The organism is Bacteroidota bacterium, assembly GCA_023957335.1.
In the GTDB taxonomy this organism is placed as follows: Bacteria; Bacteroidota; Bacteroidia; order NS11-12g; family UBA955; genus JALOAG01.
Genome location: JAMLHC010000003.1, coordinates 112854 through 126009 on the forward strand (window position 1 = coordinate 112854; position 13156 = coordinate 126009).

Annotated in this window: 10 protein-coding genes; 7 read left to right on the top strand and 3 right to left on the bottom strand. The window is 38.7% G+C overall.

Going from position 1 to position 13156, the window contains the following annotated elements:
• Nucleotides 1-2 precede the first annotated feature (2 nt).
• The 4 genes from M9892_06465 to M9892_06480 are packed head-to-tail and all read left to right on the top strand — an operon-like array spanning nucleotide 3 to nucleotide 4876.
• The gene (locus tag M9892_06465; GenBank protein ID MCO5253984.1) at nucleotides 3-1067 is read left to right on the top strand and encodes a CAP domain-containing protein; all 1065 of its coding nucleotides are present in this window, start codon (nucleotides 3-5) and stop codon (nucleotides 1065-1067) included.
• Between the two features lie 54 nt (nucleotides 1068-1121).
• Complete coding sequence (locus M9892_06470) at nucleotides 1122-2267, top strand: CAP domain-containing protein (protein ID MCO5253985.1); 1146 nt, start codon at nucleotides 1122-1124, stop codon at nucleotides 2265-2267.
• Nucleotides 2268-2294: 27 nt separating this feature from the next.
• Complete coding sequence (locus M9892_06475; GenBank protein MCO5253986.1) at nucleotides 2295-2828, top strand: RNA methyltransferase; 534 nt, start codon at nucleotides 2295-2297, stop codon at nucleotides 2826-2828.
• Nucleotides 2825-4876 carry a hypothetical protein gene (locus tag M9892_06480; GenBank protein MCO5253987.1) on the top strand — a complete coding sequence of 684 codons (2052 nt, stop codon included), beginning with the start codon at nucleotides 2825-2827 and terminating at the stop codon, nucleotides 4874-4876. Before M9892_06475 ends, M9892_06480 begins: the two co-directional genes overlap by 4 nt.
• On the opposite strand, the gene M9892_06485 is transcribed toward M9892_06480, so the two are convergent.
• Together M9892_06485 and M9892_06490 are read right to left on the bottom strand one after the other, a co-directional pair.
• Nucleotides 4873-5895 (bottom strand): glycosyltransferase family 2 protein, encoded by a 1023-nt coding sequence (locus M9892_06485; GenBank protein ID MCO5253988.1) that lies wholly within the window; start codon nucleotides 5893-5895, stop codon nucleotides 4873-4875. The genes M9892_06480 and M9892_06485 overlap by 4 nt on opposite strands.
• The gene (locus tag M9892_06490) at nucleotides 5895-6287 is read right to left on the bottom strand and encodes a hypothetical protein (GenBank protein MCO5253989.1); all 393 of its coding nucleotides are present in this window, start codon (nucleotides 6285-6287) and stop codon (nucleotides 5895-5897) included. Before M9892_06490 ends, M9892_06485 begins: the two co-directional genes overlap by 1 nt.
• A gap of 75 nt (nucleotides 6288-6362) precedes the next feature.
• Between M9892_06490 and M9892_06495 the strand changes: the two genes are divergently transcribed.
• Both M9892_06495 and M9892_06500 read left to right on the top strand, forming a co-directional pair.
• Nucleotides 6363-6857: a DUF4293 domain-containing protein gene (locus tag M9892_06495; protein MCO5253990.1), complete on the top strand. Its 495-nt coding sequence runs from the start codon at nucleotides 6363-6365 to the stop codon at nucleotides 6855-6857.
• 151 nt (nucleotides 6858-7008) lie between these two features.
• Nucleotides 7009-11112 carry an Ig-like domain-containing protein gene (locus M9892_06500; GenBank protein ID MCO5253991.1) on the top strand — a complete coding sequence of 1368 codons (4104 nt, stop codon included), beginning with the start codon at nucleotides 7009-7011 and terminating at the stop codon, nucleotides 11110-11112.
• A 53-nt stretch (nucleotides 11113-11165) separates the two neighbouring features.
• Here the strand turns inward: M9892_06500 and M9892_06505 are convergent, their stop codons facing one another.
• Nucleotides 11166-12713, bottom strand: coding sequence for a glycine--tRNA ligase (locus tag M9892_06505; GenBank protein MCO5253992.1), 1548 nt, complete (start codon nucleotides 12711-12713; stop codon nucleotides 11166-11168).
• Nucleotides 12714-12837: 124 nt separating this feature from the next.
• On the opposite strand from M9892_06505, the gene rpsT reads away from it, so the two are divergent.
• Nucleotides 12838-13092, top strand: a complete 255-nt coding sequence (gene rpsT / locus M9892_06510) for a 30S ribosomal protein S20 (protein ID MCO5253993.1) — start codon at nucleotides 12838-12840, stop codon at nucleotides 13090-13092.
• Nucleotides 13093-13156: the final 64 nt, after the last annotated feature.

Genomic DNA, 13156 nt, shown 5'->3' on the forward strand with positions numbered 1-13156 from the left:
GTATGAAAACATTCATCACCCTCATTTTTGCATTCTCGCTCACATCCGCAATCGGACAAAATTACAAGCTTGTTACGTTATCAGATCTGCCGACTCTCTTGCAAGAGGCGCAAACTGACCGAAACCAGCAGATAGAGCGACAAGCTGCATTGGAGTTTCACAAATTGATTAATCAGTATAGAAAATCCCAAAATATTGACTCATTGGCATGGGATGAAACATTCTGGTTGACAAGCCGAAATCACAGCCTATATTTAGCCAAGAATGCTGACTATTCTTACTTCTCTCATGATCAAGTCAAAAACAGACCTTATTTCTCAGGTATAGACCCCGGCAATAGATTAAGTTATGTCGATGGAAACAAAAACACCCGCTTTTGGACAAATGAAAATATTTTACAAAACAATATAGACTACACGCTCACATCTGTTGAGCAAATTGCAAAACAGATGGCAAAAGATGGATTCAATCAATGGAAAAAGTCTCCGGGACACAATGCCAATATGTTAAATGCAAGAGGTTATCACGGTGTTGCGTTTATCATCAGCGGGAGCAACTTTTATGGAACTGATTTGTTTGGAACAATAGTCAAGTCCAATAATACCAAAGAAAAAAACATGAATTCAAGTTATGGCATCACTCAAGAAGAACCTGAAAAGCTCAATGTTATCAAAGCCGGAAAAGAAATTGCCGACATACTTGAGAAGAAATTTCTGGCTGTAAATGCTGAACTCAAAAAAGACAAAGAACTAACAGAAACTTCCAAAGAATACGTGCAGGCGAGGATTGATGGCAGAGGCGACAACATGGAGCATGAATCTTTTTCTGCAATCAACACAAAGAAAAAGCGTAAAACGACACAAGTGGAAATGTTTGTTTTTGTTTCACAGGAAGAAGCAAATTTTAAAACCGAGGATGTTGCAAACAATTTGTTCGAACAACTGATTAACGGCAATGAAATATCGCTGGATGAGTATCGGTCTATGGGCTTTACGGTCAAAGTAAAACGCAAAAAAAGTAAGCTTGAAACATATATCATCCTGATTTTGGAGAAGGACAATTCATAGCTGTACTTATCCTCGCAAATTTGCGTTAAGGGTATAATAATCTTTGAAATAAATATGAGAAAGCTGATTGTACTTCTCACACTGCTGCTCAGCTCCATAGGCACATTTGCTCAATACAAATTAGTGAAAGCGGCTGATTTGCCTGATGTTATCAAGACAGCTAACAAAGATTCAATACAACTACTCGAGAGATTGATTGCAATAGAGTTTCACAAAATACTCAACCAATACCGCAAAGACAACAAACTCGACACCTTAGCTTGGAGTGATATTTTGTGGCTTACATCACGCAATCACAACGCCTATATGATTGCCAATGACGAGCTTACGCATAATGAAGAAAAGAACAAACCATACTTTACGGGTGAAAAACCGGGCGACCGGCTAAACTACGTACAAGGAGATAAAGGCAGAATGGATTGGTCCGGTGAAAATTGTCTTTACACTTCAGCAACTACATACGTCATGTATGTCAACAAAAAAAGTATGCAAGAATATGCCAAAGCCAATGCATTGGAATGTTTGGATATTTGGAAAAGCTCACCGGGGCACAATGCCAATATGCTACGATTAAATCACAGGAAACATGGCGCAGCATTTACTTTTGATGACAACACAATCTATGCAACTGACTTGTTCGGATACGGCTTTTACGATGATAACACCACATCAGATTTTGACAATAAACAAACCAATAGCACGCCCAACAGCAATTCGACTCCAATCATCACTGAACCTATACACAAATTCAGCCCCGGCAAGTCCAACAAAGAGTTGAAGAACGGCATTATCGCCAAGATGAAAAATACAAATAAACAGATTGCTCTTGCAAAACCTTTTGAAGAAGCTGCACAAAAACACATAGCTTATTTGCAAGCAAATAATTCCTTGTCGAGTACTGAAATCAAGGGCAACAAATCTTTTTATGGTGCTACTCCCGCACAACGCATAGCCAAGGCAAATTATGGAGGGTGGAAATTTCTTCATCCAAAATTAAAAAACATAAGCGAAACAATCGCTTTGATTGAAATGAACGAAGATGACTTTGATGCATCGACCGTGATTGAAGAACTGTGGACACAACTGATTACAAATTCCAACATAGATTTATCTGAATACAACATAGCAGGACTGTCTGTCAAAACCAAGCGCACCAAACAAGGCATCCAAATACATGCAGTACTGCTCTTACATCCATAGTTTATGTAGATTTGCAGACCGAATTTAATGACAAGAAAACTCAAGACTGTAGAGCTGAACCGATTGTCGGTGGATGAGTTCAAGCAATCAGACAAAATCCCATGTGTTGTGGTGTTGGATAACATCCGCAGTGCTTACAATGTAGGTGCTATATTTCGCACAGCCGATGGTTTTTTATTGGAACGTGTATTACTGTGCGGAATCACCCCTACACCTCCCCACAAAGAAATATACAAAACAGCCATTGGCGCGGAAAACAGCATGCAATGGGAATATCATCAAGACGTTGCAAAAGCAATCGTAACACTTAAACAGCAAGGATATTTCATAGTTGCATTAGAACAAACCTCAGACAGCACTTTGTTACAAGACTGGATATGGAAGAAAGGCACAAAGTTTGCCCTCGTATTGGGCAACGAAGTGGACGGAATATCAGACAGTGCAATGCCTTTGTGTGATGCTTATATTGAAATACCTCAGTTTGGTACCAAACATTCATTTAATGTTGCAGTGGCAGCCGGCATGCTCATCTGGGACATGATCAGAGCTATTAAGAAATGAAAAAAATATTTTTATTTATTATATTTATTCTGTTTCTCTTCAACCCTTTGAGAGCGCAGGTTTATTCCGAACAGGATATACGCACCGAAATGAAACGTATTGATAGGTTTGATGGGACAGAAGACAGTACGATTACGCTCAGCACCCAGATTCAGACCCAAAGAGCAAGCAAAGTATTTGTTGCCATCCCAAACTCAATCTTAGAATATTTAAATACTGAAAATAAAGGCATAACCTATTCGCGCAGAGTGTTAAAGGGGCTTTACGACATTTTATCCAAAGTGAGCGAAAACGACTATTACCATCTCACACATTACGAAAAATTGATGACATTGGCGTATGAATTGGTAACAGAAAAGAATGATGAAATTCTCTATAACAGATTAATTGCAGAAGCAAAAATTTCTATTTTTTTATCTGAATTCATCAAGAACAGAACTTTTGCACGCGACTATTGGCTATACACAATCAAATTCTACCCGACCGATGCGCTGACACAATTTATTTCCATTTATAATGAACCTTATGCAATGGAAGTGTTGGAGGCTATTGCATTGGACGCCCCAACTGTAATAAAAGAATATTTTGGTTCCAACCATTTGAACTACCGTGTGTTGAAAGAAACCAAAAATAAAAATGTACAAACAATGCTTGACATTTACAGACAGTATGGTTCTTCGTCCAAGGCGTATGTGCTCATCAACGAAATTATTGCCGGCAGACTTAGTATAGCACAAGCAAACGAAATCGGACAAGATGAAGACAAATTGTTTCATAAATTATTAGAAATCAGAAAGCAACAAAATATTTTTGGAAATTATAGTGTAGAAAGAGAGTTGAAGGCGCATTGCATGGAAACTGTAGTGGAAATCAATCTGCGACATGACGAATCGAATGAATACCGATTTGAGCCCATCAATAATAGCCCTGCAAGTGACATTTACGCATATCTGGTTTATACACCGGAAGAAGTATTCACTTCGTCCTTCTTGGGCATGTATGACAGAATGATGAGCAAAAGAGAGCAAAAATCGGGTTTCCAATTTCTCAAATCAGTAGGTTTTAATAGGTTCAGAGTATTCTTGAAAGAATGTGCCAACTATAACAAGATAGATGAATTTTTGGCTACAATGACTGCGGATGAGAAACAAGAGCTGTTTACAATGCTTTGCACTGATTTGGACAAAATGGGAGGAGATTTGGGTCCGGCAGTGGATGTAGCAGATTTTTACGGCTCACTTCAACGGGCAGATTTAAAAAATCAACTAAAATCAATCATCGAAAAAATCATGATTGACCGTGCCACCCGCGAAGACATGAACGGAATGAAACTCTATGGGTTACTATACAAAGTGATGGGTGGAAATCCCGAAACCTATATTTGGCAATTTGATTTTGCGCTTCCGGCTCTTGATAGAGTAACTCAGGCAGAATTGTTTACCAAGGGAAAACACATCCAAGAACATTTCTTTTTTGATGACGAAGATGGTGAAGCAGCCTTCAATAATTTCATGTCCTACTTTGGTACAGACTGGAAAAAAACAGACAAGGGCAATTATATGCTGATAACAACCGGGACAAGCAAGGTAATTGAAATATATGCCATCAAACCTTCTCATGAAATTGAAGCACGTGAAGAATTGCGTAAATACTTTGACAGCAATAGACGTTACCCTGATTTGATTGTACACAGAGGACATTCTTATTATATAGAAAACACCATTGCAGCCATGACCAACCAAACCAAAGTAGCCATTCTTGGCTCTTGTGGAGGATATCAAAACATCGCTCAAGCAATGGAAAACGCGATGGATGTACAGATAGTTTCAACCAAACAAGTAGGTACATTAGCGGTGAACAATGCATTGATTTTTGAAACCATTGAAACCATTCGCAAAGGCAATGACATCGTGTGGAATGACCTATGGAAAAGAGTGAGAGCCAAAGTTGGAGGCAACCCGAGATTCAATGATTATATCCCACCAAACCAAAATCTGGGTGCAAGATTTATCAAGGCATACAACAATCTTACTGTAAAAGATAATTAGAAGTTTACTAAATCTTCAAACTTCTTTTTTCCTCTCAAATAATAATCAAGCACAATACTACGGTTATAAATTCCCTGACGTTCCGTAAGTTGATAATGATTTAGATTTTGTTTTGTCCAATACCGGATACGAGTCAAAAAGCGAAAATGTGCTTTTGCAACTGCTCCAAAATGGCGGATTTTGCCTGAAAACAAGAAACGATAAGCCGCCAGGTGATCTAAAAGCAGACGTATCAGTATTTTTGAAAACAATTCTTGACGTGGAAGATTTTTCGCCATCATTGCCAACCCGTTGTGAAAATTCAAAAATGTCTTGCGCGGATGACCCATCGCAAGCGTTGCACCACCAACGTGATAAACTCTTGACTCTGCGCAAAGCATAATCTTATAACCTTTGTTTTTTAGCCTCCAGCACAGGTCAATTTCTTCCATGTGTGCAAAAAAATTATTATCCAATCCTCCCACTTCATGAAACTTGCTTGCCCTGATAAAAAGGCTCGCTCCGCTCGCCCAGAACACTTCTCTGTTCTGATTATAATCTTCTCTAATCTTTTCTACAGAATCAAAAATCCGCCCCCTACAAAATGGATATCCGTATTTATCTATAAAACCACCTGCTGCTCCCGCATATTCATATTTGCTTTTATCCTTCCAGTCAATTATCAAAGGCTGAACTGCCGCAATGCTATTATCGCTCTTTGCAAGTTGCACCAATGGTTGCAACCAATTCTCATCAACTTCAATATCTGAATTCAGCAACACGTAATAATCTGCTTGAATCAATGAAAGTGCCTTATTGTATCCACCTGTAAAACCAAAATTTTTGTGAAACTGCAAAAGTGTAATCTGCGAAAAATGAGTTTTGACAAATTCAACACTATCATCAGTAGAAGCGTTGTCAGCAACTACAATTTCGAGGTTAGACCAGTTGGTTTTAAGTACAGATGGCAAAAATTTCTCTAACCAATTCCTTGTACTGTAGTTCAGAATTACAACAGCTACTTTTGGATTTTTCTCCATCAATTCAGGTTGAAATTATAATCTACAGTATTCTTTTTGAAGGGAATAAACAAAAAACTTGCACCCAAGGGAGTAATCAGAAATATGCAAGCGTGTGAGGCAGGGTTTTTCCATGCTTTTTTGAATTCTGCCATCTTATCTTCCACAACTACACCTTTTTCAACAAACTCTTCAAGTGTTGATGCATATATGCTCCATGATGTACCGAGGTCATTGCGGTCTATAATTTGCTCTCCTAAGTCTAAGGACATTTGAGTGGCAACAAAAATAGGATATTCAGAATACCCTTCCTTACGGATATCATTTGAAACTTCGATGATTGAGTCCTTGTACAAGGGTAAATCCTTGTTCAAAGTTTCAAGATATAATTTTACTTCATCGGTATGTGACATACAAGGGGCAAATTTAGGCTAAAAATGCGTTACAACTGCATTTCGACATATCAAACAAGTTCATATTTTTGCGGCATGATTCAAAGAAAACAAACTCTCTACCTTTTGATAGCAAGTCTTTTTGCATTTGTTTACCTTTTAACTAACCCTACAATATCAGAAGTTGTTGGCAATCTGCAAGGGAGCGACAATATTGAAACATTAAGAATTGGTTTTAGAACCACCGAATTTATCAATGCTGCTAATACTGCGCAGATAGTCAACAGCAACAACAGTTATATAATTTTCACACTAACTATTATTGGCATTTTTGGCTTAGCATCTATATTTCTTTTCCACAAACATAAATTACAGTTACGCTTTGCTTCCTATTTATTGATGTTTGATTTGCTTCTTTTCTTTATGATTTATTATCAAACTTCCTTGGGGGTAAAGGTGTTTGACACTGCCGACACTCATTGGAAAATTGCTGCTTTTATGCCCATTATCCTTCCCTTCCTGCACTTCTTTGCATTGCGAGGCATTGTGCATGATATCAAATTGCTTAAGTCTGTTGACAGGCTAAGATAGTAGATATAAACCGAAGTTTAATTAGGAAATCATTTTTTCAAAATTGTAAACTTACAGTTGTTAGCTACATTATCAACATATCTCATCGATTGCGTGCTTGTTTTTTTGTAAAATGATCACTACTTTTGCACCCGCATTTTTTTAACCCTTCATGAAATTTAAATCTTTTATTATCAGCGCACTAAGTGTCTTATTACACTTAACAAATCAAAGTACTTTTGCCCAGAGCAAGATGTATTGTTCGCAGCCTGCTGTCGGATGCGCAAGCACAGATTTGTCAAACTACGGAATTAATTCCAACACCAATGCTTCAACCATTGAGTATGACAACCTTGTTTCACTTTACCATGGAACTTTAACCCGCAACGGGGACGGGACATACTCAGGATGGGGACAAGGTGCCGCAAACAATGGAACTGGCAACTTAACAACTCCAAGTGAAATCAACAAGACTAACTTTCCTGCACTCAGAGGCGATATCTTAAAAATTGCCGGAGGTTCAAATGGCTCAAATGCAGGTGGCACCGGCAAACACCAATATATTGTCCTAACCACCCATGGATTGTTTGTTTGGGGTGAAAGAGGCATTTTATTGGAAACAGACGCAACCACAAGCACAACTTTTCAAAAAATAGATGTTTCTCAACTCACCGGTGCAGACACAACGGGTTTACCCACAAACGTAAAACCCGGTGATGTAAAAATGATGTTTGGAACTCGTTCTACTTTGGCGATTACTACTTGTAGCGGGGACGTTTGGGTGCTTTCCACGCAAACAGATATGCGAGGCAGAGGTGCAAGCGGAACTAATGCTGCCAGCCAAAGAAGATGGAGACAAGTAACAATCAATACCTCTTCAGATCCGCTGACTGATATCGTAGTAGCGCGAGGCTGCTACAACACAATGTTTGCCTTAAGCTCCGACAATAAATTGTGGACTTGGGGAGTAAGAGTATATTTAGGTAACAGTACCAGTATAAAATCAAATATTCAGAGAGCTACTCAGATGACCTTACCCCAAGACGGAGGTGTTGATATTGACGTAAAAATGATAGGGATGACTTGTGATGCAAATACAACAAATAGAATTACCTATTATGTACTTGCCAAATCAGGCAAACTATATGCACTTGGAAACAATACGAACCGACAATTAGGTGATTTCACAACGACTACAAGCACCTCTTGGGTAAGAGTTAAATATAATAACAACGCCACCCCCGACTACATGGATGATATAGTTTGGATTAGTCCAAACGAACATGATGGATTTGCAAATGCATCCTACCGAGTTCCTGCAATCAATGCAATCAATAATGACAAGCAACTTTGGGCATGGGGCAGCAATCACAATGGTATGATTGGCATGGGTGCATCTTCTACGGGGGTTGATCCCGGACGTCCCGGCAACACAACTGCGAGCACTGACTCTATTTTAGCAGTTGAAACCGGGGGGCACACTTCCATGATTATCAAACAATGTGAAAAGAACTTTGGTTATACCGGACACAGAACAGGTGGCAGTATGGCGTGCGGAGGATGCGCAGAAGCAGATATAACTTCTTATGATTTTGGCACAATTCCCGTAAATATATGCGGGGTACCCAGCAATGCATCTATTAATGTCAATCCTATTCCTATTTTTATTTCATCTAGTACAACCTTTTGTTTTGGCACAGACTACATACTGCAGTTGAGTGAAGAGGGAACCAGCGTTACATTTTCCATTAACAAAGACCCTCTTGGGATTGTAACCTTAGTACCCGATAAAGACAATGCCAACAATGACACACTCAAGTTTAGCCAACCCGGGACAGTTGAGATTAAAGCATCAATGAAAGACATTTGCAATCCTGTTATCCCAATTGACACCATCATTACAGTAACCATGTTACAATGCAAATTAGCCTTACCGGACAACAATCATGGTTTTGTAAATAATGAAATCAGTGGCAATGTTTCAACAAATGATGTAAATGCAGCACCGGTAAAATATGGCATGTCTCCAAATCTCAAATCTTCACCATCCGGCAGCACTCCTGTAATCAGCATGGGCAGTGATGGTAAATATACGTTTACTGCCGACAAACCCGGCAAGTATGTTTATGAAGTATCCATTTGCGACATAGGACAAATTTCAAATTGCTTGACAGAGGAACTCACAATTTGGATAAAAAACGACTCTACGCTTAGCAATCCTCCCATGGCATCTACCGATGTAACAAGCACCAAAAAGAATACAGCCGTAACTATTCCTACTTTGTCAAACGACCAAGTCGGCTCCAAAGGGAAATCATTAGTTCCAAGCAGTGTTACGATTGTTTCCGGAACAGCGCCAAATACATCTACCGAAGGCAGCTTATCTATAAACAGCTCCACCGGAGAGATAACATTTACTCCCGTAAGCACATTTACAGGCATAGTAAGCTACTCATACGAGGTTTGCGATAACACAAGTCCAACCCCTCTTTGCTCTCAAGCTAAACAAATTATTCACATATCAGGGAGCAGCTCACAAAATGCTACCTATGGCGCAGATGATTATGCCAACACCAATTTCAACACGCCTGTTTCAGGAAATGTAAAAACCAATGATGCAGACGCAGAAGGTGACAATCAAGAAATCACTCCACAAACAACCACCAAACCCGGAGTTGGAAAATTAGTCTTAGACAAATTTGGGGCATACACATTTACTCCTGCTTATGGATTTTATGGCAGCACCAACTTTGAATATGAAACATGCGATGACAATGCAACTGACCCGGTATGTACCAAAGCTACATTATACATTACAGTAAATAAAGAAGAAACTTATGATGACTTTCATAGCACAGTAACAAACGTACAAATAGCAGGCGATGTCAGCACAAACGACAACTTACCTTTAGGTTACACTTATGGCAATGTAAGTTCGGTAGTAGGTAATCCATCAGCTTCTGTCCCCACATTAAGCACAGACGGCACATATACATTCAAAACAAGCGTACCCGGTGTATATAAATTTAAGGTGGATGCTTGCACACCCGCACCCGGCAGCATCTGCATAACCGAAATACTAACTATTACTGTAGTAAAAGATGTTTATTCCGCAAACAACAAACCCACAACAACCATAGATTACGGTTTGATGCAAGGACATCCTACAACTCCTGCTACTTTAGTGGTGAATGTTAGCAACAACGACAAGACAGTCAATACTATCAACTTAACACCCGCCCTTGCCCAACCAACCATTGTTTCTGCAAGCAATAAAAATGGCGCAACAATTAATGTAAATATGGCAGGCAATGTTGAATATACACCCAAAGCAGGTTTCTATGGAAAAGATACCTTCATGTATGAAATATGTGAAGCCCCCGCAGGTACACTATGCATACAAGAATATGTTATTATTACTGTAAATGAGCCTTCTACGCCCAATGCAGTACAAGCAAGTGATGATTATAGCTTTACCACATCAGGAAATTCCATAACTGCTACAGCAGCAAACGGTTTGATACAAAACGACTTTTCTACGCAAACAGCCGGAACAAAAACTGTGAGTCTAAAAACCGGAGTAAGCGCAAGCCCTGCTGGTGTGGGCACACTTTCGCTAAGTACTGATGGCAGTTATACTTTTACACCGGATGTGTCTTTCATTGGAACTACGATATTTCCCTATACGATGTGTGACGGTACTGTGTGCACCGATGCTACATTGTATATTCAAGTTTTCAGCCCGAGCATGTTGCCTATCAGCTTGATTAACTTTTCTGCTAAACTCACTAATTCACTCCAAGTACAATTAGATTGGACAAGTGCACAAGAAACAAACAATGATTTCTATACTATCAAAAAATCCAATGATGGAATCAACTGGGTAGTTTTGGGCAATGTGAATGGTGCCGGAAACAGCAACCATAACAATCACTACAACATGATAGACCCACTTCCAAGCGAAGGAATTAACTATTACACTTTGTCTCAAACTGATTTAGATGGAACAGTTGCAGAATTAGGTATGAGAACCATTATTCTAAACCCTGTGTTTAATGAACTAATCAAAGTTTATCCCAATCCTTCCAATGGTGTTATCCATATTGAAGGAGCAGGAGTTGATTTTTCTTATATCATCACAGATGTACAAGGCAGAACAATTGCCAGAGGCGAGTTCAGCGACAAATCAACCATAGAAAACTTAAGTAGAGGACTTTACTTTATCCGATTACAGATTGGAAACAGAGTGCAGTCTTATAAAATTGTGGTAGAATAATCAACTATCAAAGAATAAATAAAAAAAGCTGTCTCATTGGAGACAGCTTTTTTTTATTTCAACTTTCTTAATAAAGCGTGCATGGATGTATGTTCAGCAAGCATTGCAGGCAATTGTTCAACAGACATTCGTTTTTGTTCCATACTGTCTCTTTCTCGGACTGTTACCATTCCGTCTGTCAAAGAATCATGGTCAATGGTAATACAATAGGGTGTTCCTATTGCGTCCTGTCTGCGGTAACGCTTGCCGATAGAGTCTTTCTCTTCAATGAAGCAATCAAAATTCAAGTGCAAATCATTGTATATTTTTTCTGCTAATTCGGGCAGACCATCCTTGTTAACCAAAGGCATAATCGCTGCTTTGATTGGTGCTAATGCAGGGGGCAAGCTAAGTACTGTACGTGTTTCTCCATTTTCTAAGGTTTCTTCATTTAGATTTTCGCAAATGGTCATCAAAAACAATCGGTCTAAACCTATTGAAGTTTCAATAACATAAGGAGTATAGCTTTCATTCAATTCTGCATCATGGTATTTTATTTTTTTACCTGAAAATTCTTGATGCTTGCTCAAATCAAAATCGGTACGAGAGTGAATTCCTTCTAATTCTTTGAATCCGAACGGAAATTTATATTCAATATCCACAGCCGCATTGGCATAATGGGCTAATTTGTCATGGTCATGAAAACGGTAGTGTTCGGGTTTGATTCCCATTGCCAAGTGCCATTGCATACGGGTTTCTTTCCATTTGTTGTACCATTCGATTTCGGAACCGGGTCTTACAAAAAATTGCATTTCCATTTGCTCAAACTCTTTCATGCGCATGATAAACTGCCGGGCAACAATTTCATTTCTAAAAGCTTTGCCGGTTTGTGCAATACCAAAAGGAATTTTCATTCGGGCAGATTTTTGTACATTCAGAAAATTCACAAAAATTCCCTGAGCTGTTTCGGGACGTAGATAAAGGGCTTCTTCACCGCCATCAGTTGCATTCATTTGGGTGGAATACATCAGGTTAAATTGTCTGATGTCAGTCCAATTGCAGGTTCCGGAAATAGGACACACGATATTTTGTTCTTCGATAAAGTCCTTAATCATTTTCAGGTTATTACTTTCCAATCCTGTCTTCAAAACAGTAGCTGCATGGTTTATTTTTGCCTGATATTCCAATACTCTGGGATTTGTTTCGCGGTATTGCTGTTCACTAAACGAGTCTCCAAAACGAGTTGCTGCTTTCTCAATCTCTTTGCTGATTTTGGCATCCTGTTTATCTATAAACTCTTCAATCAATTGGTCTGCCCTATATCTTTTTTTAGAATCCTTGTTATCAATCATCGGGTCGCTGAATCCGTCCACGTGCCCACTTGCTTTCCACACTTTGGGATGCATAAAAATAGCGGCATCAACACCCACAATATTTTTATGTAAACGGGTCATGCTTTGCCACCAATACTGACGCAAATTATTTTTGAGAACAACACCTCTTGAACCATAATCATATACAGCACTCAAACCGTCATAAATCTCACTTGACGGGAATACAAAACCATACTCTTTGCAATGTGCAACAACCTTTTTGAAAAATTCTTCGTTAGAAAGCGACATATCAATATTCTGAAAATGAGGACGCAAAGTTAGTTTTTTTGACCTGCTTAAAAACTTTTTAAAATAGATTTGGAATTCTATTTTATTAAGTGCAAATTTGCAGTCCTTTTTTGAACAGAAGAACATGGCAAATATTAAGTCCGCAATAAAAAGAATTAGATCTAACGAGGCAAAAAGAGATCTTAATAAGTATCAGCACAAAACAGCACGTACCTTTATGAAGAGAGTTTACAAAACTGAAAACAAAACAGAAGCTTTGGAATTAATGCCAACAGTTTTTGGTATGTTAGACAAGTTAGCAAAGAGAAATATCATTCATAAAAACAAAGCTGCAAATCTTAAAAGTGGCTTAAACAAGCATGTTAATAGCTTGTCTTAAGTGTTTTCATATATTGAGTGTTTTTAATTGAAATTAAATCCTGTTCTCTTGAGAACGGGATTTT

Bases quoted from the DNA above. Each gene is read 5' to 3' on its own strand.
- M9892_06490 (MCO5253989.1), bottom strand. From the start codon at position 6,287: ATGTCACATACCGATGAAGTAAAATTATATCTTGAAACTTTGAACAAG.
- M9892_06480 (MCO5253987.1), top strand. From the start codon at position 2,825: ATGAAAAAAATATTTTTATTTATTATATTTATTCTGTTTCTCTTCAAC.
- M9892_06470 (MCO5253985.1), top strand. From the start codon at position 1,122: ATGAGAAAGCTGATTGTACTTCTCACACTGCTGCTCAGCTCCATAGGC.
- M9892_06475 (MCO5253986.1), top strand. From the start codon at position 2,295: ATGACAAGAAAACTCAAGACTGTAGAGCTGAACCGATTGTCGGTGGAT.
- M9892_06465 (MCO5253984.1), top strand. From the start codon at position 3: ATGAAAACATTCATCACCCTCATTTTTGCATTCTCGCTCACATCCGCA.
- M9892_06500 (MCO5253991.1), top strand. From the start codon at position 7,009: ATGAAATTTAAATCTTTTATTATCAGCGCACTAAGTGTCTTATTACAC.
- M9892_06505 (MCO5253992.1), bottom strand. From the start codon at position 12,713: ATGTCGCTTTCTAACGAAGAATTTTTCAAAAAGGTTGTTGCACATTGC.
- M9892_06495 (MCO5253990.1), top strand. From the start codon at position 6,363: ATGATTCAAAGAAAACAAACTCTCTACCTTTTGATAGCAAGTCTTTTT.
- M9892_06485 (MCO5253988.1), bottom strand. From the start codon at position 5,895: ATGGAGAAAAATCCAAAAGTAGCTGTTGTAATTCTGAACTACAGTACA.
- rpsT (MCO5253993.1), top strand. From the start codon at position 12,838: ATGGCAAATATTAAGTCCGCAATAAAAAGAATTAGATCTAACGAGGCA.